The following is a 25,756-nucleotide window of genomic DNA, read 5'->3' on the forward strand; positions in this document are numbered from 1 at the left end:
TTTCTCTAATAGTTGGTTTATTTATGAAACGGAAAATAATTTATCTTTTTTTCTCATGTATTCTATTTAACATCAGTGCTTGTAATGAAGACACGGCTTCTAGTACTTCAAGCACTACCACAGGTTACACCATAACAGGGCGGATTACGGTTAGTGCGAATACTGCAAATGATAGTGATGTCAATGATGTAAATGCACCAACGGCAGTTTCTAATAATACTGTACAAACAGCGCAAAGCATTACTAACCCTGTGATTTTAGGCGGATATGTCAATGTTGCAGGTGCAGGCAGTGCAGGGCGTAGTAAAACTAGCGGCGATACGATTGATACTTATCAAGTTGATTTACGCACAGGGCAGGTTATTAACTTGTTTATTGGCGAATCCGACGTTAGCAGTAACGATTTAGATTTGTATCTGTTGGATGTTAATGGACAAGTTTATGATGCTTCATTAGGTGAGGCGACAAAAACCGAAAGTTTAAAAGTCCGTGCAAATGGACGTTATTACATTCAAGTGGTCGCGAATGCAGGTGCATCACCCTATATCCTGAATATTAGCCAAAATTTAAGCACCATCGTGCCAGCCAGTGCAGAAACAAACGCGCTGATATTAAGTGATGATTTTGCGACAGGAGAAGCGATTGTTAAACTGGATGAAGAAAATGGGTTACAAGCGCAAAGTACCTTATATCGCTTAGGGGCATACACCGAAAATACAGATGCGAGTCGGCGCATGTTATTTAGCTTTGAGCCTGATAGCTTATCAGTACAAGCCAACAGTACCGATATGTCATTTGCTGATGATGAAGCACGCAATAAGTACGCAACCTTAATGCGGATTAAAGAATTACGCCGCCAAGCCAATGTTAGTGAAGCGACCCCTAATTATTATCTACAAAGTTATCGCGTTCCAAACGATACCTACTACAACCTACAATGGCACTATGACATGATTAATCTGTCACAAGCATGGGACATTACCACAGGGAGTAGTAACGTGATTGTTGCGGTCATTGATACGGGTGTGCTGGTTAATCACCCTGAATTGCGCGACAAAATCACTCAAGGCTATGATTTTATTGCTGACCGTACCGTTGCAGGAGATGGCGATGGCATTGATTCTAATCCAAACGATGTAGGTGATAGCATTACGGGCGGTAGTAGCTTTCATGGCAGTCATGTTGCAGGCACGATTGCGGCTAATACCAACAACGGCACAGGGGTTTCGGGAGTTGGTTGGCAAACTCGCATTATGCCATTACGGGTCTTAGGACGTGGGGGAGTTGGTAAAGAATATGATGCAGAACAAGCAGTTCGTTATGCGGCGGGATTATCCAACGATTCAGGCACAGTGCCACAAAAACGCGCAGATATTATGAATCTCAGTTTAGGGGGACGACGTATTTCTTCAGGCTTTCAACAAGCCGTGACTGCTGCACGAAATGCAGGCGTAATTGTGGTCGCTGCTGCGGGTAATGAATCAACCAGCTCACCGAGTTATCCTGCCGCCTTAACGGGGGTTATCTCAGTTAGTGCGGTAGATATTAACAAACGTCTTGCCTCTTATTCCAATTATGGCTCAACAATAGACCTTGCCGCGCCCGGTGGTGATAGCACTTCTGACGTAGATGGGGATGGAAATCCCGATATGATACTTAGCACCGTTGGGGATGACCGCTCAGGCAGTAACAACATTCAATATTCCTACGGCTACTCTAGTGGTACTTCTATGGCATCCCCGCATGTCTCTGGGGTTATTGCACTCATGAAAGCCGCTAATTCTGGTTTAACCCCACAAAGTCTGGATACCTTAATCAGTACTGGCAAGATAACGGATGACATAGGCACTGTTGGACGGGATGATAGCTTTGGTTATGGACTTATCAACGCCCAAAAAGCGGTTTCTGCCGCACTTGCCGCCGCTAACAACGGCAGTACAGAAGTTAGTGCTGAATTGGTTGCTAGCCCGCGTTCCCTAAACTTTGGGCTAAGCGAATCATCCACCACCTTAACCCTAAGCAATGGTGGAACACGCGCATTAACCGTTTCCAGCATCAGTAATGACTCAGGCGGCTTTTTATCCGTTGCCCGTTCTAGTGTAGATAGCAGTGGATTAGGCAACTATACCGTTACTATCAGTCGTTCAGGATTATCTGCGGGGACTTATTCTGCAACGATTACCGTTAAAAGTAGCACAAATACACTTAGTATTCCTGTGATTATGCAGGTTGCCAGCCAAAGTGCATCCACGAGCGCGACAGCAGGACATCACTATGTGTTATTAATAGACCCAGACACCTTGACAACGATAAAAGAAGACCGCGTCAATATCTCGGGTGGTGTTTATACTTACCGATTTACTAACGTACAATCCGATAACTACATTATTGTGGCAGGGGCGGATATTGATAACGATGGTTTTATTTGTGAACCCGGTGAAGCCTGCGGTGCTTATCTAACCCGTACTAATCCTACAGAATTTGATGTGACAGGCAATCGTAGTCAATTAGACTTTGCAACGGGCTTTAATATTGAATTCAACATTATCGCCGCAAGTCTTAGCAATGTGACCGATAACGTAGAGATTGATAACAATATTGTCGTTCCACAACAAGGTTATGCGTTATTAAAAGATTATCGTGAAGTAGCTGAATAATCTACAATCTGTTGGTAATCATAAAAAAGGGCTAACCATTGATGAAACGGTTAGCCCTCTGTTTCTTTAGCACTATCAATTTTTTATCTTTCAATGCAATAAATCATCATCATTCAGCAAGCTACCAGCCATAAATTCCATTTTGCTCGTTACCAAGCTCTGCTTGCCGAGTACAAGCGGACTCAAGCGTGGGGCGTTCAAGTACCCGCCAAGCGGAGCTTGGCGAATAGGCATTACCAAGTGAAACTTGGTAACGAGCAATACTTTTTTACGGAAATCTGTTGAATAGGTCATTTCTTATTCTCTTTTTAAAATACGGTTACTATACCAGCCATAAATTCCACTTAACAAATAATGATGTGCGGAGACAATCAAGATGGGCTATCGATTATCAAAAATTTACACCCGTACAGGTGATGCAGGCGAAACAGGCTTAGGCGATGGGACACGAATCGATAAAGACTCGCTATGGGTAGAAGCCTACGGTACGGTGGACGAATTAAACAGCGTTATTGGTATGTTATTGGCGCACGAATTACCAATAAAAATTAATGACTGTTTAATCAATATTCAACATGACTTATTTGATTTGGGCGGCGAATTATGTATGCCTAACTATCAAATTATCACCGCTGCCCATGTTACCCGTTTAGAAAATATTCTTGATGAATTTAATGCAGATTTACCGCCACTAAAAAACTTTATCCTCCCGAGTGGCACGGCGGCGACTGCTACCTGTCATTTCGCCCGCACAGTTTGCCGACGCGCAGAAAGACGGGTTGTCAGTTTAATCCGTGAAGTAAAGATTAACCCCGAAGGTTTAAAATATCTAAATCGTTTATCCGATTTACTCTTTGTATTAGCTAGAGTTTTGTCAAGAATCAATGGCGGAACAGAAGTATTGTGGCAACGAGAACGATAACTAGCACAAAAAGAGTAGCCATAAAATAGCTTGTGCGAACTTAGAGAAACAGCCATGCAAACTATTTCTTGTTTATTTGCGTGATTAAGAGGGCTAAATTTTCCTGCACCTTGCGTAAAATCGGATTATTTGGAATCGCTTGTTTTTCTAAAATTTGAATGGCCCGTTCATACAAAGGTTTTGCCTGAATATAATTTGCTTGCATCATGTACAACTTAGCTAAATTATTCAAACTCACCGCAACATCAGGATGTTCCGCGCCTAATAATTTTTCGCGCAAGGCTAATGCCCGTTGATAAAACAATTCAGCACGCGAATAGTCCGCTTGTTGAAAATGAATCAAGCCTAATAAATTTAAAACATCGGCTAATTCAAGGCTCCCCTGCTGAGAATCACGCAACAATAAAATCTGTTCATACAATGTTTTTGCTGCGTTTAAATCATGAAAGCGTGTAAATTGCAACTCGGCTAATGCCTCCAATAATGGCAGTAATGCACGAGTATCACCTTGTTTTATTTGTAATTGTATTGCGTGTTGATAAGCCGTGCGCGCTTCGGGGTAACGTCCTTGCTGATAATACAGAACGGCTAAAGCACTTAATGTTGAAACCAATTCAACAGATTGCACACCATATCTTGCTTCTTGTGCGGATAATAAACGGCTATAAAAGGGTTCTGCGGCAGAAAAATCATCTTGTGCCTGATACGCCGCGCCTAAATTGTGCAGAATAGACAAACAATTATCCGTATCAGAAATCGTTGTTTCACACAAAGTTAAGCCTTGTTTTAATAAAGGTGTTGCTTGCGTATATTGCCCTTGTTGATAGGCTAAAACGGCAAGTTGCAACAACACCTCAATTTGTTGTGCTTGGCTATCAGCTTGTTGAGCATAAAGATTCAGTGCTTGTTGATAATAGGTTTCTGCCCTCGTGTAGGCTTGTTGGTTAACGGCTTGACGTGCTAAGGCGGTTAATTCCTCGCCAGTGTTTGCTAACACAAAACAAGGAACTAACCATAAACTAAAGATTTTTAAGCCTTTCAAGATAATGCCTCAATGGAATAGTGAAATAATCCTTTTTACCATTAAGGCAGTTATTGCAAAAATATCAAGTTTGTTGCAACTTTACCGTAATAAAGCGTTGGTCACCTTGTCGGTCAATCAATAACAGCAACGATTGACGTTTGGCTTGTATGGCTTCACCAATTCTTTCAATAACTTCCGCAGGAGCGGAAACTTTCATTTGTCCTACCATTACAATGACATCACCCGCCTGTAAACCCACATCAGCGGCAGGACTGTTATTCGCAACATCAACAATTAAAACTCCCTGCGTAGTTTCTGCAACTTCATGTTGTTTACGCATTTTTTCTGTCAAACTGGTCAGTTTTAAGCCTAACTCATTATGCGTGACTGTTCCAGATTTATCTAATTTAAACGCATTACCCGCTACTTGGGTATCTGTTGGCATATTACTTAATGTCACCGCAACAGTTTGCGATTTATTCCCGCGCCAAATGGTGAGCTTTACAACTTCACCTGCTTTACCACTGGCAATAAAACGGGGTAGTTCTTTAAATTGATTGATAATTTTATCATCAACAGCGGTAACAACATCACCAACTTGTACACCTGCTTTGCGTGCGGGACTTTCAGGTAATAAATCGGCTACTAACGCGCCTTTTGTATCACTTAAACCTAAACTTTCAGCAATTTCATCCGTTAGTGGTTGGATTTGTACCCCAAGCCAGCCACGGCTGACACTGCCTGTTTCGCGTAACTGTTGAATAATGGTACTCGCCGTATTCGCAGGAATGGCAAAACCTATTCCGACACTGCCCCCCGTTGGGGAATAAATAGCGGTATTAATACCAACCACATCACCCTGATTATTAAATAAAGGGCCGCCTGAATTGCCACGGTTAATAGGAGCATCAAATTGCAAAAAGTCGTCATAAGGACCTGAATTAATATCACGCCCACGGGCAGACAAAATACCTGCGGTAAATGTATCGCCTAATCCGAAAGGATTTCCGACCGCAATCACCCAATCACCGACACGGGTTTTATTCGAATCGCCAAAACTCACATAAGGTAATGTTTTCTTTGCATCTATCTGCAATAAAGCAAGGTCAGTTTTTTCATCAAAACCGATAACGGTTGCTGTGTATTTACTTTCATCATGTAAAGTAACGGTGATTCCGTCCGCATCTTTAATCACATGATAGTTCGTCACAACTTTCCCATCGGGTGCGATAACAAATCCAGACCCTAATCCCGTGACGGTTTTCTCTGGAGAGCGTCCTTGTGGATTTGTTGATTGTTCTTCTTGAAACCGCCGAAAAAACTCTTCAAAGGGTGAACCTTTAGGAAACTCAGGTATTTCTGTACTAAACCGTGAGGTAGCCAGTTTGCTTTCAACCGCAATGCTGACAACGGCAGGTTGCACTTTTTCTACTAAATCCGCAAAACTTGCGGGCATGGTTTGCAAATTACTTAAATTCTGTGTATCCGCCAATGTCGTCGTCGCATAAGGAACGGTACTGCCTAATGCGGCAACGATAAATAATGCCAGTGTATTGCGGCGTAAGGATGAGTAACGCATACTTTCCTCTCATTTAGGATAAAAAATCGGTATAACGCTTAAAATAAGCATTTTTGACATCTATCATTCTATGAATGTGTACCTTACGAAAGGATTGCGAAGAAATTAAGGTTTATTAATCCACTAGAAAGCAAACCAATAATAATAAAGTGGTCAAGATGAGAAAAATCCCCATTTTGGAAAAGGGGATTAGAGGATTTAATTCATATCTTTTTATTTGTACTTCAGGTGTCATCCGTTAAAATGTCTCCCCTTTCTGTTTAATTTTTTGGATACTTTGCTACAAATGGATATTTTAAATTGGCTGTCTATGGCGGGCGCGACTTTATTAATCGTTGGTCTGGCAGAAATTGGCGATAAAACACAAATTATGTGTATGTTATTAGCGGCAAAACATAAGCCTTTACCTGTTTTGTTTGGGGCAACCACCGCATTTATGGTATTAAATTTATTGGCGGTTCTTTTTGGAGCAGTTGTTACCCAATGGTTGCCTGAACAAGTCGTTGCATTGGTTGTTGCCGTTTTATTTACTTTTTTTGGGGTTAAGTCGTTACTGACCAAAGAAGAGGCTGAAGAGGATGAAACTTTAGGGGAAAAAGGGCAACATAATGTATTTATTACCTCGTTTTTATTGATTTTTGTTGCGGAATTAGGTGATAAAACTCAGTTAGCTGTTACAGGTATTAGTACAACAGCAACGCCTGTTGCTGTATGGGTTGGTGCAACCATTGCCTTGTTTTTAACTTCTGCATTGGGCGTTTGGGCGGGACAAACCTTGTTGCAACGCATTCCTTTGGTGTTATTACATCGTGTCAGTGGTGTATTTTTTCTTATTGTCGCTGTTTTCGCGCTTGTACAAGCCTTTACTTAAATAAGGTTACTAACCTTTGCTTCTGTAAAAGAAGCCATTTCATTTAAAAATAATACCGCAGATTGTAATAATGGATAGGCGATGGCCGCGCCTGAGCCTTCGCCTAGTCGCATATTTAGCTGTAATAATGGGTCAACATGTAAATATTCTAGTAGCAAACGATGCCCTTTTTCGTGGGAACAATGGCTAAAAATGCAGTAGTTTAGCAAAAATGGGTATTGTTTAATGGCGACCAATAACGCGACTGTTGCAATAAAGCCATCCACTAAAATAACCATGCCACAGGCTGCCGCCTGACAATACGCGCCAACTAGCATTGCTATTTCAAAACCACCGAAGGTTGCCAATATCTGCAACGGGTTATTGCTGACCATTTGTTGTGTTGCAATGGCTTTTTGCAGTACGTTGTATTTACGCGCTAAGCCCGCATCATTTAAGCCTGTCCCACGACCAACACAATCAATTAAAGGGATATTGGTGAGTAAGTGCATTAATACGGATGCACTTGCCGTATTTGCAATGCCCATTTCGCCAAAACCTATCATATTGCATCTTTGGATATGTTGTTGGCGTACTATTGTTGCACCTTGTTCGATGGCTAGGTGACACTGTTGAAACGTCATAGCAGGTTCATATAAAAAGTTTTTTGTCCCATAGGCTATTTTTGCGTTGATGAGTTTAGAAGGCGTGTTAAATGTGTAATTAACGCCCGCATCCACTATCTGTAAATCAAGTTGATGTTGTTTTGCAAACACATTGATTGCCGCGCCCCCTGCCAAAAAATTTAGAACCATTTGATAGGTGACTGATTGTGGATAGGGGCTGACATTTTCCGCGCTAATGCCGTGGTCGCCTGCAAAAACAATTAAGGTTGGTTGATGTAATTGCGGCGTTAAGCTGTTCTGAATACAGCCTATTTGTAACGCAAGGGTTTCTAATTGTCCTAATGCACCACGTGGCTTAGTTTTTTCATCAATTTTATGGCGTAGTGTGTCAGTATTACTTTGATTAATCGGTGGAATAATAAAGCGAGGAAATGTAGCCATGTTACTATTGGTCATTTATGAGGGTTCTTATTTGGTAAACTTCTTGCGAAATTGATAGCGGTGGCGTGTCTGCGTTGTGTTGATGCAAGCCTTTAAAATTAAAATGCGTTATGGTGCAAAAATAAGCACCTAACGCATTCAACACCGTTGCAAATGTTTCTGAAAACATTGTGAGTCGTAATTCAGATACTTTACATTTTTGCAGAAAATCTTGTGTGTTACCTAAAAAAGCAAAAATAGCATCGTTTTGCAATTTTTATTTAAGTAACTTAGTAGATTAAATAACGTTTAATTCATCCGCATTAAAACCCGTAAATGGGCGGTTACGCTTCTTCCTAGCGAATGTAATTCATAACCACCTTCTAGCGTTGAAACGACACGACCTTCACCGTATTTGTCCGCAATGTGCAATAACTCTTGCGTAACCCACGCATAATCCCGTTCTACTAGGCGTAAGCTCGACATATCATCATCATAGTGCGCGTCAAACCCAGCCGAAATAAAAATCATTTGTGGCATAAACTTGTGTAGCGCGGGTAACCAATGCTCAGAGACGGCTGCACGAAATTTTTCGCCATCACTGCCTGCGGCTAATGGTGCATTGATGATATTGGATGCCGTTTCTTCTGTGCCACAGTATGGATAAAAGGGATGTTGAAAAGTTGAGCAAAATAAAATATTTGGATTATCTTTAACAATATCCTCTGTTCCATTGCCATGATGCACATCAAAATCCACAATAGCCACTCGTTGCAATCCATATTCTGCAATTGCGTGTGCAGCCCCTACCGCAACGTTGTCAAAAAAGCAAAAACCCATCGATTCACCACGCAGCGCATGATGTCCCGGTGGACGCACACAACAAAATGCAGCTTTAGTTTTACCTGTCATCACTAAATCTGTCGCCATAATGGCTGCACCTGATGAACGTAAGGCTGCTTGTGGTGTTTTTGGGGTTATCAGCGTATCAGGGTCAAGATACGCATGAGGGGCTTCTGCATCCACATAGGCTTCTAATTTTGAATAGGATAAGACGCGCGAAATATAGTTTTTATCATGAACACGGGCTAATTGTGCAACTGTAGCAAGTGGTGCTTCATAATGACGAAGAAAATCGAAAAGATGAGAGGCTTTTAATTGGTCTTCAATAGCTTCAATTCTGGCTGGACATTCCGGGTGTCCCTCCCCCATGTCATGCAATAAGCAATCGGGATGATAAATATAAGCGATTGTCATAGGGGTCTGACTCCTCCTGATTTAGTACATACTCGTTTTTGCTAAACGCGCTTATGCGCAATCATTGTTAAGAACTTTTTAGTATTATCAGTGTGTTCTTGTTTGTAATGCGGGTAGTATTGCATAACTATTCTTAATCATTCACAAAGGCAAAATCATTAAGAATCGTCCTATTTTATACCTTTCTGGATGAAATGCCTGCTCGTTTTATGTCAAACTAATAGAGAAAGAATTTGTAACTGGTGCATCATTTGCTAAAAAGCCAAATGATAGGGCGTTATAGCATCCCTTGAAAAGGTTGCACAGTTACCCACTCACCAATATCGATATTGCCTTGCTCAATTGATAATAAAATAAAGCAATTACCAATACTCATTGAACTTAAAATGCCAGAGCCTTGTTGTCCTGCCACACTAACTGTCCATTCACCTGTCGCATCTTTGGCTAATAGTCCGCGTGGAAATTCTGCCCGTCCCGGTTTTTTCTTATACGCTACTGAACATTTAGCTTGTAAACTCACATAAGATGTGGTGAGTCCACTCATCATGTAGTGGAGAGCGGGTTGCACAAGTTGGTAAAACGTGACCATTACCGCAACAGGATTACCGGGTAAGCCGAAAAATGCCGCTTGTTGTAGCCGTCCAAAAGCAAACGGACGACCGGGCTTCATCGCAATTTTCCAAAAGTTAATCGCCCCCAAATCGGATAACACTTCTTTTGTAAAATCAGCCTCGCCAACAGACACACCACCAGAAGTAATCACAACATCAGCCATTGCGGCGGCAGTGGTAAAAGCATGGGTTAGTGCTTGCTTATCATCTTTTACAACACCCATATCTAGTACATCAAGCTCTAAACGCTGCAACATGCCATAAAGGGTGTAACGATTGCTGTCATAAATCTGTCCTATTTCTAATGTCTCACCAATTGAGCGCAACTCATCCCCTGTGGAGAAAAAAGCAACCCGTAATCGGCGTTTTACGGTAATTTCAGCAATGCCTAAAGAAGCCAACAACCCAAGTTCGGGTGGTAACAAGCGTTTACCTTCCACTAATACGGGTTCGCCACAACGAATATCTTCTCCAACATGCCGAATATTTTGTCCTGCCTGTTCGCCTGCAAAAAACTGAATAAATTCGCCTTCACGTTGCACATGCTCTTGCATCAATACCGTATCCGTTCCCGTCGGTAAAATTGCCCCTGTCATAATACGCACACATTGACCTTGTTCTACTTTGTGTATAAAAGGCTGTCCTGCCATCGCAGTACCTATTACTTGCAGGGTTTGCGTACCTGTTGCGGGTAAATCTGCATGATGAAGAGCATAACCATCCATGGCTGAATTGGTGTAAGCGGGAATATTGACGGGTGAAATAATGGTTTCTGCGAGGATACGTCCTAATCCTGTCCGTAATGCGACTTTTTCAGTCTCTTTAACAGGCATGAGTTGCATTTGAATTTGTGCTAAGGCTTGCTCAATACTCAGCGAATCAGGTTCAAATATGTCGGTACAGTTGGGCGTGGGGACAAATTTTTCCATACTCATAGTGTAATACCTTTATTATTAATAATATTTTCTTACAAATATATCTATAATACTACTTATAAAGATATTTATTCTAACCTGCTATATATTTAGATTTTTTTAATAACTAATAAAGTTATGTCATCTGATATATGTGTTGTACCAATATGTTTTTTAACATCATTAATTACCTGATCACGAATTTCTGTTGTGGATAACGACCACGATTGACTAATAATGCGACACAAACGTTCTAATCCGTAAGCTTCTCTTTTTGCATTAAAGGCTTCTGTAATACCATCCGTATAAAGGACAATACCATCACCCAATTGAATATCAACCTCACGCTGTTCGACAAACGCACTAATATCAGGCTCTAAGCCCAGCATAAAACCTAAGTTAATCGTATCGATGCGCTCTACATCTGTATTTTTACGCACCACCAATACCTCCTCATGCTGCCCACTCAACTTCATTACACCATCTTCATAGTCAATGAGCGATAAAGTCAAATTTTTATCAGAACACATTCGCTTGATATTACTATATATTATTCTATTTAAAGTATTCAGAAAAATATGCGGGTCAGTCACATCACTCATTAACAAGGTACGCACTGCCGTTTGTACCATTAACATTAATACCCCGCTTTCTAAACCATGCCCTGTCACATCCCCAATACTGATTTTAACCCGTCCATTTTGTTGTAAAACATCATAATAATCCCCGCCAACTTCAGAGGCAGGCTCCATATAACCCGATATTTCTAAACCCTTAATATTTTTTAATTCCTTTTCTCTGGGTAGTACCATCTGTTGTAATTTACGGGTAACGGCCAGTTCTGCTCCCATCCGTAAATTTTCTTTTTCTAACTGCTTATTTAGCTGAAGAATTGCATTATTTGCTGTTGCCAATGCTTGCGTGCGCTCCTGCACTGTTTTTTCCATAATATTAAAATTATCTTCTAATTTATAAGACATTATATTCAATGCCTTTGCTAAAGTTCCTAACTCATCTGAACGTCGTGTATCCAACTCACGTACAGCACTAAAATGACCATCTGCAATTTTTTCTGTGGCAGTTACAAATGTTTGCAATGGTTTAGCGATATTTAAACGTAAAATATAAAATAAAATTAAAACTTCAATCAATAAAGATAAAAGTCCTAATAAAAAAATAATTGTAACTGTATGAAAAGCTAAATTTGCCAATAATTCTTTCGGGTAAATAATAACGAAATACCAATCAGTTGAGGCTAATTGTGTCACTGCCAAATATTCATTATCATCAGGATTGTTTATAATTAACGTATCTACATTACGATTTTTAGCTAACTTAAAAATCCGCTGTAAATGTGCATTTCCATCCATCTGAATATCAAATATACCGCCTTTTGCTTTAATAGCCTCAGTAAATTCAGGATGTGCGATTAATCGCCCATCTTCCCGAAACAATATGTTTTGCGTCCCTTGCAAATGATTATTGACAATTCTATCCAATAACTCATTTAAAATAATATCATGTCCTAATGTTGCAATATGTCGCCCTTGTTCATCATCTACAGGCGTTTCTAACGATACCATCCATAATTTTGGTACGGGGTCTTCAAAAACACCTGTCCATACAGGTTTACGCTCAGGGTTATGTTCTTTATCAGAAATATAGAAAAACTCTTCTTTAGGAATATCAATATCTGCCGTAGTATCCAAACCCCATGCGACATCCGCCCAATAAATAACCTCTATATTTTCAGGTGCCATGATGTATGTATCGACAAAACGGTTTAACCATGCTCGTCCATATTGTTTCGTTAAAATATAAAATGCGAGAACACGACGACGAATATCTGCATCAATCACCACCTGTTTTCCGATAAATGTTGATGGATAACGGTCTTTATCAAAATGCTCAATCGGTTGTCCTTGTAGGCGATTACGGGTTGTTCCATCTGTCCATTGTTCAAATAATGCGTCAAATTCAGCTTTAGGGTCAGTTTCTCCAAAATCAGCTAATTGTTGTAATAACGCTTGTTTGAGTGTTTTATGATTATCCTCAGCTAATTGAAAAATACTACTTTCTCGTTGTCCACGTTCTGCAACATATTTTTCTAATTGTGCCAATGTCTGCGTTTCTAAACTAGAAATAAAATGCCAATAACTTAATAAGGTTACACCAATAACAACTAACGCAATACGTCCTGCCATGCTTAACATCGTGCGATGGCTTAAAGAATGCTGTGAAATAATCTTTTTTAAGAATAACACATGAAACCCCTTATAAGTTTTATAGTTAAGAGTAAGTTGTTACAGGTTAAACTTGTTTTAAATAAAAGATATTTTCTAGGTGAGTTTCCCAGTTATTGGGTGTATCAGAGAAAGGGGGTTTTACATCAAAACGGAAAAAACGTTCATTTGTCTGTTGCATTTCCATTTTTACAACATCAATCAATGCATCAAAATTATCCAATGCCTGATGTTTAAGCAAAATCTCACTGAGATATAACATAATTTTTCTTCTTTAAAGTTATTTTTTGCATATAATGACAGGGTATTTTAGACGTAGGGTAGCACGCGAGATAATGGCATGTTAAGCAGTTGATGCAACGTAATTACTGAAGGTAAATTAACCTGAGTTCGGAATAAGGAAGGCAAGCCCGATAGAATCTGAGAAAATATAAAATCTCTACACTCCATATTTCTCAACGAGCTTGCCTACCATGAATTTAACACGATTGTTTTGTGAAGTGGATGATTTCTGCAACGCATTTATTCCTGAATGGGAAAAAACTCAACTCAACGATGGCTGCAAAACAAGACGCAGAACTCGAAGTTTAAGCCCTTCTGAAATCATCACCCTTATCGTTTTATACCACTCCTCAGGTTACAGAACCTTCAAATGGTTTTATACCCGTCATCAACATCTGTCCTTGTCTCCTGCAATCGTTTCATTGAGCTGTTACCTGACATCTTGATTCCTCTGACTTTCTTCATGAAAAGCCGTTGTGCCACAGGGAAGGGGATTGCCTTTATTGATTCAACATCTTTACGAGTTTGCGATAACCTACGGATTCCACGCTACCAAACCTTCAAGGATGAGGCACAAAGAGGCAAATCTTCAACAGGATGGTTTTATGGCTTCAAACTCCATCTCTTAGTCGATGATAGAAAACCTGTTCCGAGTATGCTGAAAGACTTTATCGGTAAAGTCTTTGGAGACCGTGGCTATCTCTCTAAAAAGCTAGCTGAGCTATTGGTTTTAGATGACGTAGAATTGATGACTACCTTGAAGAAAAACATGAAACCCCGAGTACTCGCCGCTTTCGATAAGCTTTTGTTACGTAAGCGTTGTGTCATCGAAACGATTAATGACCAGTTGAAAAATATTTTTGACTTGGAACACTCGCGGCATCGTTCATTAACCCATTATATGATTAACGTTGTCGCAAGTTTGGTCGCTTATTCTTATCAGGATAAACTGCCTTCTTTGAATATTGCCAGAAAGGATTTGACTCCTTTGCTCTAATCGCTTATCCCGAACTCAGGTTACGGATACGATTGCTTGATGCGATATTGTACGTACCATACTGAATAGTAAAGTTTTTTAGGGGAGGTTTTTGTTAGGTCAAAAATATTTTTGTGCGTCGCAACATTTTTGTTGCAATGCACAATAAAATTAGCTACTATATGTCTCAAGCGGGGTAGGATAAGTAAAGGACATAACGAACCTTCTTATACATCTCGAATATAAAAGTTTTTTAACTCTAACCGTTAATTCCCCCTGAATCCTTAATGGAGTGCATCATGAAAGAACAAATGAAAAAATGGGTTGACCTGAACAAATCCAATGTCGCCATCGTGCAAAAATTAGCTGACATCAACACCAATTTAGTGACCGCTTTATTACGTCAACAAATGGATGTCATGAGCATTTATGCTGATAACAGCGTTAAGCAAATTCAAGCATTAGGCGAAGTCAAGCGTGTGCAAGATGTGTTTGCCATTCAAGCTGAAGCCACCCAAGAATTGAACAAGAAAGTGTTAAACAACGCTCGTGTTACCGTTGAAATTTTAGTAGATAGCAAATCACAAATTGCTTCTTTAGTTGAAGGCAGTATCAAGAGTGTTTCCGCTTTCAATCCTTTAGCGAAAGCTGCTTAAGTTGTATTTGTTGTAAATAACGCCTTAAGGGCGTTATCGCTTTACCTCTCCTCAATGTAAAACCTTTTTACACCGTAACAAGGACGTTAGGGTGGCGCGACGGTCTGCCGTCGCGTTTTTTTTGCGGTAGCGTTAATACCACGCGCAATCCTGTAGGGGTGTTATCTTCCAGTACCATCTGGGCTTGATGATAACTAACAACTGCAGCGACTAAACTCAATCCTAAGCCATTGCCCGCCGTGCTACGACTATTTTCCATACGGAAAAAGCGTTCTAGGACTTTTTCTTTATATCCGTCAGGTATCCCTTGCCCTGTGTCTGTAACGCTAAAAAGTAGATTGTCATCTGTTTGTTGCAGTGCAATATCAATATATCCATTTTCTGGTGTGTATTTAATTGCGTTGTCTAATAGATTAACAATGGCTTGAAAGAGTAAGTCACGGTCGCCTTCAATCATTAGGGCGGGGGCAACGTGTGTGGTTAAGGTTTGTTGTTTTTCTGTGGCTAGCACTTCATAAAACTCTATAGCATCTAGTAATAGTTGGCTTAAATCTATCATGATGAGTTCTGAGCGGTGACAGCCCGATTCTAAGCGTCCAATACGAAGTAGTGCATTAAAAGTGTGTAGTAATTTATCTGCTTCGGCAATATTTTTTTCTACTAATTGGTCTTGGTTGTCGTTTAATGCGGTTTCTCGTAATTCTTCTAAACGGTTGCGTAATCTGGTTAATGGTGTGCGTAGGTCGTGTGCAACATTATCGGTTACTTGACGTATGCCATTCATGAGTTTTTCCAGTTGGGCAAGCATTGCATTTAGGTTTTCTGCTAATTGGTCAAAATCATCTTGTGTTCCTCGATTGGGAATGCGTTGGGATAAGTCGCCGTGCATGATGCGACGGATGCTGTTGTTGATGGATTCTAAACGGCGAACACTGCTCCAACTCATCATTAATCCGCCAAATAATGCGAGTGCTAATGTAATGGCCAGTCCCCACAGCAGGGCATTGGTGATTAGGTGTTGGGTAAATTCTAACGCACGGATGTCTCGCCCAATGAGAAGATGGTAGTTATCACCGATGAAAAAGAAGCGGGCGCGGGCTTTGTAAATCTCTGGTTTGCCATTCCACCATTGTGAAAATTCAAATGTAATCCATTCGTTAACGTCGGGTGGGATAGGGGGAACTCGATTTAAATTCCCAACAATGACCGAGCCGTCTTTGCGAATAACTGCATAAATAGAGGACATATTGGGATTACGTATAATTCGGTCTTGTAAAAGTGTGACTAAACCGACTAAACCGCTACGACGGTATTGGTCGTTTAAGCCGATGACATCTGCTTCAATGGTTTCATCCGTTTGTGTAGCAATATAACTCACGGTTGCCCAGTAAATAAACCCCATCAGTAATAGGGCAGACATGCCAAATAATCCCATGTAAATCAATGTTACACGGAATGTTGAGGTGTTTAAAAGTTTAATCAGTTGTTTCACGTATCATGTAACCTGCACCGCGAATGGTATGTAATAAGGGTTTAGTAAAATCTTTGTCAATTTTTTGGCGTAAGCGGCTGATATGGACATCAATCACATTGGTTTGAGGGTCAAAGTGATAATCCCAAACGTTTTCTAGTAACATAGTGCGGGTAATAACTTGTCCTGCATGGCGCATGAGATATTCTAATAGTCTAAATTCACGCGGTTGCAGACTGATTTCTTGTTCGGCACGTTTTGCGGTGCGGGTGAGTAAGTCTATGCTTAAATCGCCAACGATTAGTGTCGTTTCTGTCGTGTTGTGTACTACCCGTCGAAGTAGGGCTTCTAAACGGGCAAGTAGTTCACTGAACGCAAATGGTTTGGTTAAATAGTCATCGCCACCTGCTTTTAATCCTTTCACTCGGTCATCCACATCCGCTAAGGCACTTAATATGAGGGTTGGTGTTTGGTTATTGGCGGCGCGTAAGGTTTGAATAATGGTTAGTCCATCTACCATAGGTAACATGCGGTCGATAATCATCGCATCGTATGTTTCGCTCGCCGCAAAAAATAAACCGTCTTTTCCTGTTTCTGCGTGGTCAACCGTATAAGCACTTTCTTTTAGGCCTTTGATGAGGTAGGCAGCAACTTCTTTATCGTCTTCTATGACTAAAATTCGCATGATATTTTTAAACACGGCGTGATAGGTTATAAAATTTGACTTAAGAACAGTTTAGAGCGTTCAGACTGTGGATTATTGAAAAAAGCATTAGGTTCATTTTCTTCAATAATTTCTCCCGCATCCATAAATATGACGCGATTGGCAACGGTTTTTGCAAATCCCATTTCATGCGTTACACAAATCATGGTCATGCCATCTTGTGCCAGTTCAATCATTACGTCTAATACTTCCTTAATCATTTCAGGGTCTAAGGCTGATGTAGGCTCATCAAACAACATAATTTTAGGGTTCATACATAAGCTACGTGCAATCGCAACCCGTTGTTGTTGTCCGCCAGACAATTGGCCCGGATATTTTAGGGCTTGGTCTGTAATTCTTACCCGTTCTAAAAAACGCATGGCAATTTCTTCTGCAACTTTGCGCGGTTTTTTTAATACCCACATAGGTGCAAGACAACAATTTTCTAAAACAGACAAATGCGGAAATAAATTAAATTGTTGAAAAACCATACCAATTTCTTTACGCGTTTGTTCAATATGTTTCAGATCATCGGTTAATTCAATATTGCCAACAAAAATCTGTCCTTCCTGATGTTTTTCTAAGCGATTTAAACAACGAATAGTTGTCGACTTGCCACAACCCGAAGGACCGCAAATAACAATGCGTTCTCCCTGCCTGACAGTCAAATTAATATCTTTTAATACATGAAAATCCCCATACCATTTATGGACATGGTGCATAGCAACCATTACATTATCTGTAATGGAAGAAACGAGAGTGGATTCTGTTGCAGGGGTAGAATTCATAGTCAATACCTTGTAAATTAACAGGTTATATTAATAGCTTGTAATTGTGCGAATTTATTCACGCGGATACTATTTTCAGCCCTGATTGAATAGGGGTTAACAGATTAAGATAGGAATTGAGCCTAATTCTGATAAATCAAGACAAGCATAAGTTATTGAACATATTTCTATGTTCATCGTGGGGACTACCTTAGTTAAAAACGAGATAATGATGAATATCTTATATTACTCAGTATTTATATTAGGCGTGTTGTTATCCGCTTGTACAGAAACATCAACACCTGTTGTTGTGTCAAACATTGCTAATGGGCAGAAACTGACTGCTACGCAACAGAATTTTAACAATGCGTTACGGGATTTTATTAATCATTTAAACATTGGTGAATACGACCGTTTACCGCTGGGTTATGGCTATATTGAACCTCGGGATATTGGGGCTGAACATGATTCATGGATAGTGTTTGACCATAGAAATTTATATTTCCAAGCAACCTATCAACAAGCTCAACGTCGTTTTGGGCGCGCGCCTATTAATTTAATTTGTGCGGTTATTCCTAGCTATTTACGGATGTTAAGCAGACCCTTAGAACCTAATCAAACAGATACATTTATTGGTGAGGGAAGTATTTCCTCAAAAAGTATTTATCGAACCGTTTATACCCGTCCGATTCGCAATCCACGCCAACTAGCTGTAGGTGATTGGGTATTTGCGTTTAAATCAGGGGAATCAGACCCACATCACACAATGATTATTGCCGAGCGCGGGGGCGAGTTGGTTATTATTGGATTTACAGGAACAAGCATGAATGAAATGCACCCACGCCGACGCATGGCCGCAGTACAAGTATTACCCACTACAACCCTTTTTACCCCGCAAACGGAATTACGTGCTTTTAAGGGAAATATAAACTGTTGTCCGTAAAGTTAAAAATATTTGAATCAAAATCCACTGAATTATCTGTAAATTACTAGAGCCTGTCATCAAATAAGAAGGGTTAAAGGTTCAAGCCAAAAGAATCAAGGTAGAAGCCAAATAAACCCCACTTAAGAAATTCCTAGCGCGTTTATCATATCGTGTAGCTATGGCGCGGTATTGCTTTAATTTACCGAAGAAATGCTCGATTAAATAACGTGCCTTATAAAGAGCTTTATCATAATCAGGTGGATTTAAACGATTTTTCCTGAACGGAATCACAGGTTCTATGCTTTTCTGTTTTAAAACATCTCTAACCCGTTCATCAGCATCATAAGCCTTATCAGCCAATAAAGCGTTTGCCTTTATCTGAGGAATAAGAGCATCAGCCCCTTCAAGGTCGCTTGCCTGTCCCGCAGTCAAAAAAAAAGGGTCGGATTGCCCAGTGCGTCAACAACGGAGTTAATCTTGGTACTTAAACCCCCTGCGCTACGTCCAATGGCTTCATCTGCACCACCACCACTACTATGTTGATGCGCTCTAACTATTGTGCTGTCTATCATGGCATATTCATTATCGGCATCGGCACTTAGTATCTTGAAAACACGTTCCCAGACACCTTTTTTAGACCAACGACTGAAGCGGGTATGGACGACACGGAAATCACCAAAGCGTTCGGGGAGGTCGCGCCAAGGAATGCCACTGCGATAACGGAATAGAACAGCATCAATAAACAAGCGGTTATCTTTAGCCGTCATCCCGACATGTCCTTTACGTCCAGGGAGTAGCGGTTCTAGTTTTGACCATTGTTCATCGGTTAAGGCATAGCGACGACTCATTGTTTTATCCTTGGCGATATCTGGGTATATATTTATAATATAACACTTTTTACTATTTGATGACACGCTCTAGCATTTGCAAAATTATAAAAAAATTAATATTTTTAAACGCGGGTAATCCCAATTCAGATATTTTTTAGTGGCGATTTCCCTTTCAGCACGGTAGTTTATCGTACACATTTAAGCGTATGTTGAAATTGATATCTTGTTATTTTCCGATTATGATTAGTCAGTATTACGAATTTAATATTTTTAATACGCAATAAATCACGATGGGAAATTTTTATGCAACGGTTATCTCTCTTTATTGGCTTATTACTAAGTGGGTTAGTCAGTTTTTTTCCGCTAATGGCACATGCGCATTTTCAAACCTTACTGCCTTCACAAGATATTGTTAATGCAGAAGATGAGAAAAATATTATTTTAACGCTAGTATTTACCCATCCAATGGAACAAAGCCCTGTGATGAATATGGGTGAACCCAAGCAATTTGGCGTGCTTGTTCAAGACGAGAAAATAAATTTATTACCAACCTTAACGCTGGTTAAACAACAAGATAAAAATACCTATTCTGCCAAGTATTTACTCACACGCCCTGCCGACCATATTTTTTATGTAGAACCTGCACCTTATTGGGAAGCGGCAGAAAATAAATTTATTGTGCATTACACAAAGGTTGTTGTATCTGCTTTCGGTGCAGAAACGGGTTGGGATAAATTAGTTGGGTTTCCTATAGAAATTGAACCGCTTGTCCGTCCTTATGGATTGTGGACAGGCAATATTTTTCGCGGAATTGTGAAAAAGAACGGGCAAGCCGTGCCGTATGCAAAAATAGAAGTGGAATATTGGAATGAACATAATACCGTTGTTATTCCCGCTGACCCCTTTGTTACACAAGTACTTAAGACAAATGCACAAGGTGAGTTTAGTTATGCTATGCCTAAAGCAGGCTGGTGGGCGTTTGCCGCTTTGGTTGAAGGTGATACAACCATGCTAAATCCTGATGGTAAGCCTGTAGCCGTTGAATTGGGCGGGTTAATATGGGTGCATACTGTGGACATGCAATAGTGAAAATCACCATAAAAACAGGTTACTACTTAAGTCTAATTATTATTTGTTGGACAATAAGCAATGTCGCGTATGCGCATAAAGTAAAGCTCTTTGCGACAGTAGAAGGTTCAACAATTAATGGTTATGCCTATTTTTCAGGCGGGGCGGCTGTACAAAATATGCCTGTCATCGTTAAAGATAATTCAGGGGTCGTCTTGGGTGAAAGCCTGACTGACACACAGGGACGATTCAGCTATGTATTAACGCAAAAACAAGCTGTACAACTCAGTATTAACACAGGTGATGGGCATCAAGCCAGTTATGCCATTCAAGCGGATGATGTGAGCATTACTACTGAAAATAAGGCAACTAAACAAAATGTTAAAACGAATTTAGTTGAACAACCCATTCAACTATTGGTAGAACAAGCTGTTTATCAACAAGTTCGTCCCTTGCGTGAACAATTAGAAAAATATGAAGAAAAAGTGCGCTTGCACGACATATTGGGTGGTATTGGTTATATCGTTGGTATTGCGGGATTATGGTTTTTTTTACAAGGTCGGCGTGTGAAAAAGGAGTGAGAAATGCACATTGCGGAAGGGGTTTTATCATTACCCGTGTTAGTCGGAAGTAGCTTATTAGCAATGGGGGGGATTGCGATAGGGCTACGTCACTTAGAACAGGCACGTATTCCCTTAGCGGCGGTTTTATCAGCCGTTTTTTTTATCGCCAGTTTGATTCATATTCCTGTTGGTGTAACCAGCGTACACTTAGTAATGTTAGGTTTATGTGGTTTATTATTAGGTTGGGCGGCATTTCCCGCAATTTTCGTCGCTTTATTACTACAAACAATTTTTTTTGGTTTTGGGGGATTAACAACATTAGGAATTAATACGCTAATTATGAGTGTGCCTGCGGTTGTCTGTTACTACCTGTTTGGGCAACAACTACAACAGGCTAGTGCTAAAAGTGTCTTGTGGCGAGGCAGTGCGGCGGCCGTGTTTGCAGTCGCATTAGGTGTGTTAATTATGGCAAGTGCTTTATATTTAAGCGATACACAAGCCTTTAATTTATTAATTATTTGGGTTATGGTGTCACACATTCCCGTAATGCTAGTCGAAGGCGTTATTACAGGGGTTGTCATGGTGTTTTTATACCGTGTTCAGCCTGACTTATTGGACATGTCACGTTATTTAACAGAAGCCGCCTAACAACAATAAGCCTAAAAAAACCTTTTATTTTCGCTTTCCAATCTTATAACAAGGATAAGGATTAGCCCAATAAAAAATATTCATGATGAGAACAACACCCTCCTTTCTTGCACTGCGTCCTGCACAGGGCGAACATGCTGAAGCCATTAATCGCGTCACAGTTACCCCCAGTGGCAAATATGTTATTTCTGCATCAAATGATCGAACATTAAAAATTTGGGAAATTGAGAGCGGTTTAGACATTTTAACTTTATTTGGACATAGTAAACGTGTCACAGATGTCATTGTTACGCCTGATGGTTCAAAAGCTATTTCAGCCTCAGAAGATAAAACCATACGAATTTGGGATTTAGGCTTAGGCATAGAAAGCCATATATTACGCGAACATACAGACCGTATTCATACTATCGCCATTACACCCGATGGCTCTTATCTAGTGTCGGGTGGGCGTGATAATGTAATTGTAATCTGGGATTTAGCCCGTTTAGAACCTGTGCATCGTCTAATTGGGCATGAGGCATGGGTTATGGCAGTCGCGGTAACACCTGATGGCTCTAAGGTTATTTCTGCTGCCCGTGATAATTCGCTCAAAATTTGGGATATTGCCAGTGGTACAGAAATTTTGACATTGACAGGACATCACTATTGGGTGATTGCAGTAACCATAACGACCGACGGACAACATGTTATTTCAGCCAGTTGGGACAATACGATTAAAGTTTGGGAACTTAATACGGGTAAAGAAATTAACAGTATTGCTGCGCATGAAAATTATATCGACGCAATTACGTTGAGTCCTGAAGGGTCTGTGCTTATCTCGCTTGCGTGGGATAATTCGTTAAAAGTGTGGGACTGGCGACAAGGCGAACTGCTAGGCAATTTGGTGATGGAAGAAAAATTAAACTGTTGTGCAATCACCCCTGACGGAAAACGGATTGTCTTGGGTGATAACAATGGATTACTCTATTTTTTAGAGTTGGTAAATTAATTATTTTCAGGTATTACGATGCGTTAAGGGTTGCGGTTTGCCTATCCCGTAACCTTGCGCATAATCTACGCCTATATCACGCAACAATGCCAAAATTTGGTCGTTCTCCACATATTCCGCAATCGTTTTTAAGCCTAAAACATGTCCAACACGATGGATTGAATCAACCATAGCACGGTCAATGTGATCGCTAATCATATCTTTCACAAATCCCCCATCAATTTTTAAGTAATCAACAGGCATTCCTTTCAAATAGGCAAAAGAGGACATGCCACTGCCGAAATCGTCTAATGAAAAACGACAACCCATTTCCTTGAAATAACGAATAAATTTTGAGGCTTCTTTAATATTGGTAATCGCTGCCGTTTCTGTAATTTCAAAACAGACTTTGTGTGTAGGCATTCCAAAACTTTCAAATTGTTCAACAATAAAGCCTGTAAAATTCCTATCGCCAATGGATAAACCCGATAAATTAACCGAACAAATTTCTAAGGCATCTAATTCTTCAGGATGGCTGGTCAAATGTTCAAATAAAGTTCTAATAATCCAGCGGTCTAGCCTAACCATCTGGTTGTAACGTTCAGCGGCAGGCAGAAAAATACCCGGTGGAATAATTTTGCCCTCTTCGTCCAACATTCTGACTAAAACTTCATAATGTGTTTTTTCAACGTGATTGGCTTGAATAGGCACAATGGGTTGATGATACAAGCGGAAACGATTTTCCTTAAAGGCTTGTGAAATTCGAGAAACCCACGCCATCTGCGTTTTATGGCTTTCTAATGTATGGCTTTGTCCTAAATAAATCCGATTGCGTCCACGTTCTTTTGCTAAAAAGCAGGCAGCATCTGCATCACTCAGGATTGCAGAAGTAATATCACTATTTTTATTAATAGAAACAGCACCAATACTGATAGTGACATCAAAAGTTTGTCCTGCCCAGCTAAATTTAAAATCTTGTACGGTTTCACGTAACCGTTCAGCAATTTGTTCGGCAATAGGCATTTCACAATCATATAAAATAACTGCAAATTCATCCCCGCCTAAACGGGCTAACATATCTTGTGGGCGAATATTAGATTGCAAAACAGGGCTTAATTGTTTGAGTAATTCGTCGCCTGCTTCATGTCCACAAGTATCATTGATAATCTTAAAATTATCTAAGTCCATGTAACATAAGGAATGGTGTTCGTCATTTAAGCGGGCGGCAGTTAATAATTCTTCAACACGTTGTTCTATTTCTGAACGGTTGAATAATCGGGTGAGTAAATCATGGCTGGCTTGATAAGCCATTTCTTTCGCCATAGATATGGTGCGTTTTAGGGCATAGCCATACATCAATAAGACCAAAATCCCACTGAGTAAAATCCCGCCAAAATAATATTTTAATGAAGCCTGTCCCGCAGCAAGTTGTTCTTGCAACTTTAATAAACGCGATTTCTGGTCAACCAATGGTTTAAATTCTTCAACCAAAGGTCGGGCTAATTTTTGTAATGCAACATAATCAGGAATCGGTTGATACAGTGGGGAATTCAGGTCTTTATCTAAGGTTAGTTCTAATTGTTCTAAAAAACGGTCGGCTTTTTCTTTAAAGGCTAATAAGGCCTCATCTTGACGCAATCGCGTTGCATTTTTCCCTTCTATTAAACGATTAAGTTTTACCCATGCAATGCCTAATTGTTCTAATAAGGGTAAGTCCTCACCTTCGGCGGTTGCGGTGCTAGGGTCAACGCTTGCAATTTCTAAACGATGTTGCAAGCGTTCAAATTCTTGATTAGCTTGTAATAAAGCAAAGTAATCGTATGCTTGGTCAGTTGCTGTTGCTCTGCTCGTTTCTAATAAATAACTAAATCCCGCATAAATGCTCGCAATAAAAATACTGAGTCCAAAAATCAGCATGACTGAAAAATGTGACCAGCGAATCTTTTTATGTTTCATGCCTTAGTCCTTAATTGCGGCAATGCTATTTAAAAAATTAACGTACAATCAATGTCCGCAAATGCCAAATGAGTTTATATTGGGTACTAGGGTCTTTTTGCAACTCGGGAAAATCATCTACAGGATAAACTAAGCGCACAGGTCCTTTGTCGCGGATACGCATGTATTGCCCATTGTTTTTAATTGCAACTAAGACAGAGTATTTTTCTAAATCGCTGATTAAAATAGGATTTGTATCGTAACCATCCAGCGCGTTAGCAATAATAGAACCGCCTGTTGCGCCTACGTATTTCAACAAATCAACCAGCAATACACCTTCAAATATTTGCATTCCATCTGACCACAGTTCGGTTGTTTTTATTGTTTTTTGTGGCAATTTCGTTAGCATTTCACGGTCAAAACGCGCCGACCCGTCATCACTATTTGTCAGTTTAATTTGACCTTTAATGGTTAAAATAACCCGTCCTGTTGGCTTTTCTAAATGGTCAGCCATTGTTAGACGATTATTTGCTACGGTAGAGGGTGTTGCCGAAACAGACTCCACTGTGGATGCACTCGATAGACGATTTTCTTCTGCAAAAACGAAGGATGATAAAATCACAAAACAGCCTATGAATAGCGGTACAGCAAAAATTTTACCAAAAAAATGCATCTGTCTAACTCCCTACCTGATAAACATAACGATATTTATTGCTATAAAATTGACTTTAAACATTGTAACATATTGATTATAAACGTAATATTATATTGATATAAATATACTATTTATTGATACATTACGCTGTTGATGGGGTTTATTAAACTATTTGATAATGTGGTAATGTCATCAGTCATTTGCAAT

General features: G+C 40.0%; 24 protein-coding genes and 1 pseudogene. 10 read left to right on the forward strand and 15 right to left on the reverse strand.

Translation table 11 applies throughout. The features are described 5' to 3' along the window. Positions 1 to 23: 23 nt before the first annotated feature. Entirely contained in the window at positions 24 to 2,657 is a 2,634-nt protein-coding gene (locus tag AL038_RS02000) for a S8 family serine peptidase (protein WP_062148250.1), read from the forward strand. Positions 2,658 to 2,747: 90 nt separating this feature from the next. Here AL038_RS02000 and AL038_RS02005 read toward each other — a convergent pair whose 3' ends face one another. Continuing rightward, positions 2,748 to 2,951, reverse strand: a complete 204-nt coding sequence (locus tag AL038_RS02005) for a hypothetical protein (RefSeq protein WP_062148253.1) — start codon at positions 2,949 to 2,951, stop codon at positions 2,748 to 2,750. An 82-nt stretch (positions 2,952 to 3,033) separates the two neighbouring features. On the opposite strand from AL038_RS02005, the gene AL038_RS02010 reads away from it, so the two are divergent. After that, entirely contained in the window at positions 3,034 to 3,579 is a 546-nt protein-coding gene (locus tag AL038_RS02010) for a cob(I)yrinic acid a,c-diamide adenosyltransferase (protein ID WP_062148256.1), read from the forward strand. 61 nt (positions 3,580 to 3,640) lie between these two features. Here AL038_RS02010 and AL038_RS02015 read toward each other — a convergent pair whose 3' ends face one another. Beyond that, positions 3,641 to 4,621 carry a tetratricopeptide repeat protein gene (locus AL038_RS02015; RefSeq protein ID WP_062148260.1) on the reverse strand — a complete coding sequence of 327 codons (981 nt, stop codon included), beginning with the start codon at positions 4,619 to 4,621 and terminating at the stop codon, positions 3,641 to 3,643. 64 nt (positions 4,622 to 4,685) lie between these two features. Next, a complete protein-coding gene (locus AL038_RS02020; protein ID WP_062148263.1) occupies positions 4,686 to 6,182 on the reverse strand; it encodes a DegQ family serine endoprotease in 1,497 nt (498 codons plus the stop codon). A 286-nt stretch (positions 6,183 to 6,468) separates the two neighbouring features. Between AL038_RS02020 and AL038_RS02025 the strand changes: the two genes are divergently transcribed. After that, on the forward strand, positions 6,469 to 7,053 hold the full coding sequence (locus AL038_RS02025; protein WP_062148266.1) for a TMEM165/GDT1 family protein: 585 nt from the start codon (positions 6,469 to 6,471) through the stop codon (positions 7,051 to 7,053). Here AL038_RS02025 and cobT read toward each other — a convergent pair. From cobT to AL038_RS02055, 6 genes are all read right to left on the reverse strand, one after another. Continuing rightward, positions 7,050 to 8,099 carry a nicotinate-nucleotide--dimethylbenzimidazole phosphoribosyltransferase gene (gene cobT / locus AL038_RS02030; protein WP_062155298.1) on the reverse strand — a complete coding sequence of 350 codons (1,050 nt, stop codon included), beginning with the start codon at positions 8,097 to 8,099 and terminating at the stop codon, positions 7,050 to 7,052. The genes AL038_RS02025 and cobT overlap by 4 nt on opposite strands. 4 nt (positions 8,100 to 8,103) lie before the next feature. Next, positions 8,104 to 8,268, reverse strand: a complete 165-nt coding sequence (locus tag AL038_RS02035; RefSeq protein WP_161575414.1) for a hypothetical protein — start codon at positions 8,266 to 8,268, stop codon at positions 8,104 to 8,106. A gap of 119 nt (positions 8,269 to 8,387) precedes the next feature. Beyond that, a complete protein-coding gene (locus AL038_RS02040) occupies positions 8,388 to 9,335 on the reverse strand; it encodes a histone deacetylase family protein (protein WP_062148282.1) in 948 nt (315 codons plus the stop codon). A gap of 277 nt (positions 9,336 to 9,612) precedes the next feature. Continuing rightward, positions 9,613 to 10,881, reverse strand: a complete 1,269-nt coding sequence (gene moeA / locus AL038_RS02045; RefSeq protein ID WP_062148286.1) for a molybdopterin molybdotransferase MoeA — start codon at positions 10,879 to 10,881, stop codon at positions 9,613 to 9,615. Positions 10,882 to 10,970: 89 nt separating this feature from the next. Further along, on the reverse strand, positions 10,971 to 13,124 hold the full coding sequence (locus AL038_RS02050) for a SpoIIE family protein phosphatase (RefSeq protein WP_062148288.1): 2,154 nt from the start codon (positions 13,122 to 13,124) through the stop codon (positions 10,971 to 10,973). Positions 13,125 to 13,170: 46 nt separating this feature from the next. Continuing rightward, a complete protein-coding gene (locus AL038_RS02055; protein WP_062148291.1) occupies positions 13,171 to 13,365 on the reverse strand; it encodes a hypothetical protein in 195 nt (64 codons plus the stop codon). A gap of 211 nt (positions 13,366 to 13,576) precedes the next feature. Here AL038_RS02055 and AL038_RS02060 point away from each other — a divergent pair. Both AL038_RS02060 and AL038_RS02065 read left to right on the forward strand, forming a co-directional pair. Beyond that, positions 13,577 to 14,382 (forward strand): annotated as a pseudogene (locus AL038_RS02060) (transposase). Positions 14,383 to 14,660: 278 nt separating this feature from the next. Next, complete coding sequence (locus tag AL038_RS02065; protein WP_062148296.1) at positions 14,661 to 15,017, forward strand: phasin family protein; 357 nt, start codon at positions 14,661 to 14,663, stop codon at positions 15,015 to 15,017. A gap of 67 nt (positions 15,018 to 15,084) precedes the next feature. Here the strand turns inward: AL038_RS02065 and AL038_RS02070 are convergent, their stop codons facing one another. Genes AL038_RS02070 through AL038_RS02080 form a run of 3 tightly spaced genes read right to left on the reverse strand, consistent with a single transcriptional unit; the run spans position 15,085 to position 17,979 of the window. Further along, positions 15,085 to 16,509, reverse strand: a complete 1,425-nt coding sequence (locus AL038_RS02070; RefSeq protein WP_062148299.1) for a sensor histidine kinase — start codon at positions 16,507 to 16,509, stop codon at positions 15,085 to 15,087. Further along, entirely contained in the window at positions 16,493 to 17,173 is a 681-nt protein-coding gene (locus tag AL038_RS02075; protein ID WP_062155300.1) for a winged helix-turn-helix domain-containing protein, read from the reverse strand. The genes AL038_RS02070 and AL038_RS02075 overlap by 17 nt, the downstream gene beginning before the upstream one ends. 26 nt (positions 17,174 to 17,199) lie before the next feature. Beyond that, positions 17,200 to 17,979, reverse strand: coding sequence for an amino acid ABC transporter ATP-binding protein (locus AL038_RS02080; protein ID WP_474117483.1), 780 nt, complete (start codon positions 17,977 to 17,979; stop codon positions 17,200 to 17,202). Positions 17,980 to 18,187: 208 nt separating this feature from the next. On the opposite strand from AL038_RS02080, the gene AL038_RS02085 reads away from it, so the two are divergent. Next, a complete protein-coding gene (locus AL038_RS02085) occupies positions 18,188 to 18,901 on the forward strand; it encodes a hypothetical protein (RefSeq protein WP_145917042.1) in 714 nt (237 codons plus the stop codon). Positions 18,902 to 18,982: 81 nt separating this feature from the next. Here the strand turns inward: AL038_RS02085 and AL038_RS02090 are convergent. Further along, positions 18,983 to 19,731, reverse strand: a protein-coding gene (locus AL038_RS02090; protein WP_101539186.1) for an IS5 family transposase whose coding sequence is annotated in 2 segments (ribosomal slippage) — positions 18,983 to 19,317 and positions 19,317 to 19,731 — 750 coding nt in all. Because the reading frame shifts where the segments join, the coding sequence is not laid out codon by codon here. A 285-nt stretch (positions 19,732 to 20,016) separates the two neighbouring features. Between AL038_RS02090 and AL038_RS02095 the strand changes: the two genes are divergently transcribed. The 4 genes from AL038_RS02095 (at position 20,017) to AL038_RS02110 (ending at position 22,980) form a co-directional block, all read left to right on the forward strand. Then, on the forward strand, positions 20,017 to 20,799 hold the full coding sequence (locus AL038_RS02095; protein ID WP_062148305.1) for a DUF4198 domain-containing protein: 783 nt from the start codon (positions 20,017 to 20,019) through the stop codon (positions 20,797 to 20,799). Further along, positions 20,799 to 21,362 carry a hypothetical protein gene (locus AL038_RS02100; RefSeq protein WP_062148308.1) on the forward strand — a complete coding sequence of 188 codons (564 nt, stop codon included), beginning with the start codon at positions 20,799 to 20,801 and terminating at the stop codon, positions 21,360 to 21,362. The genes AL038_RS02095 and AL038_RS02100 overlap by 1 nt, the downstream gene beginning before the upstream one ends. 3 nt (positions 21,363 to 21,365) lie before the next feature. After that, positions 21,366 to 21,992 (forward strand): cobalt transporter CbiM, encoded by a 627-nt coding sequence (cbiM, locus tag AL038_RS02105; protein ID WP_062148311.1) that lies wholly within the window; start codon positions 21,366 to 21,368, stop codon positions 21,990 to 21,992. Positions 21,993 to 22,074: 82 nt separating this feature from the next. Next, positions 22,075 to 22,980 (forward strand): WD40 repeat domain-containing protein, encoded by a 906-nt coding sequence (locus AL038_RS02110; RefSeq protein ID WP_083991393.1) that lies wholly within the window; start codon positions 22,075 to 22,077, stop codon positions 22,978 to 22,980. A gap of 6 nt (positions 22,981 to 22,986) precedes the next feature. Here AL038_RS02110 and AL038_RS02115 read toward each other — a convergent pair whose 3' ends face one another. Continuing rightward, complete coding sequence (locus tag AL038_RS02115; protein WP_062148317.1) at positions 22,987 to 24,915, reverse strand: EAL domain-containing protein; 1,929 nt, start codon at positions 24,913 to 24,915, stop codon at positions 22,987 to 22,989. 37 nt (positions 24,916 to 24,952) lie between these two features. Next, positions 24,953 to 25,567, reverse strand: coding sequence for a putative pterin-binding protein (locus tag AL038_RS18220; protein ID WP_201800121.1), 615 nt, complete (start codon positions 25,565 to 25,567; stop codon positions 24,953 to 24,955). Between the last annotated feature and the right edge of the window lie 189 nt (positions 25,568 to 25,756).

Origin of the sequence: Beggiatoa leptomitoformis (assembly GCF_001305575.3) — a bacterium.
Lineage (GTDB): Bacteria > Pseudomonadota > Gammaproteobacteria > Beggiatoales > Beggiatoaceae > Beggiatoa > Beggiatoa leptomitoformis.

Bases quoted from the DNA above. Each gene is read 5' to 3' on its own strand.
- AL038_RS02085 (WP_145917042.1), top strand. From the start codon at position 18,188: ATGATGAATATCTTATATTACTCAGTATTTATATTAGGCGTGTTGTTA.
- moeA (WP_062148286.1), bottom strand. From the start codon at position 10,881: ATGAGTATGGAAAAATTTGTCCCCACGCCCAACTGTACCGACATATTT.
- AL038_RS02010 (WP_062148256.1), top strand. From the start codon at position 3,034: ATGGGCTATCGATTATCAAAAATTTACACCCGTACAGGTGATGCAGGC.
- AL038_RS02055 (WP_062148291.1), bottom strand. From the start codon at position 13,365: ATGTTATATCTCAGTGAGATTTTGCTTAAACATCAGGCATTGGATAAT.
- AL038_RS02000 (WP_062148250.1), top strand. From the start codon at position 24: ATGAAACGGAAAATAATTTATCTTTTTTTCTCATGTATTCTATTTAAC.
- AL038_RS02040 (WP_062148282.1), bottom strand. From the start codon at position 9,335: ATGACAATCGCTTATATTTATCATCCCGATTGCTTATTGCATGACATG.
- AL038_RS02065 (WP_062148296.1), top strand. From the start codon at position 14,661: ATGAAAGAACAAATGAAAAAATGGGTTGACCTGAACAAATCCAATGTC.
- AL038_RS02075 (WP_062155300.1), bottom strand. From the start codon at position 17,173: ATGCGAATTTTAGTCATAGAAGACGATAAAGAAGTTGCTGCCTACCTC.
- AL038_RS02115 (WP_062148317.1), bottom strand. From the start codon at position 24,915: ATGAAACATAAAAAGATTCGCTGGTCACATTTTTCAGTCATGCTGATT.
- cobT (WP_062155298.1), bottom strand. From the start codon at position 8,099: ATGGCTACATTTCCTCGCTTTATTATTCCACCGATTAATCAAAGTAAT.
- cbiM (WP_062148311.1), top strand. From the start codon at position 21,366: ATGCACATTGCGGAAGGGGTTTTATCATTACCCGTGTTAGTCGGAAGT.
- AL038_RS02080 (WP_474117483.1), bottom strand. From the start codon at position 17,979: ATGAATTCTACCCCTGCAACAGAATCCACTCTCGTTTCTTCCATTACA.
- AL038_RS02025 (WP_062148266.1), top strand. From the start codon at position 6,469: ATGGATATTTTAAATTGGCTGTCTATGGCGGGCGCGACTTTATTAATC.
- AL038_RS02005 (WP_062148253.1), bottom strand. From the start codon at position 2,951: ATGACCTATTCAACAGATTTCCGTAAAAAAGTATTGCTCGTTACCAAG.
- AL038_RS02035 (WP_161575414.1), bottom strand. From the start codon at position 8,268: ATGTTTTCAGAAACATTTGCAACGGTGTTGAATGCGTTAGGTGCTTAT.
- AL038_RS18220 (WP_201800121.1), bottom strand. From the start codon at position 25,567: ATGCATTTTTTTGGTAAAATTTTTGCTGTACCGCTATTCATAGGCTGT.
- AL038_RS02020 (WP_062148263.1), bottom strand. From the start codon at position 6,182: ATGCGTTACTCATCCTTACGCCGCAATACACTGGCATTATTTATCGTT.
- AL038_RS02095 (WP_062148305.1), top strand. From the start codon at position 20,017: ATGCAACGGTTATCTCTCTTTATTGGCTTATTACTAAGTGGGTTAGTC.
- AL038_RS02110 (WP_083991393.1), top strand. From the start codon at position 22,075: ATGATGAGAACAACACCCTCCTTTCTTGCACTGCGTCCTGCACAGGGC.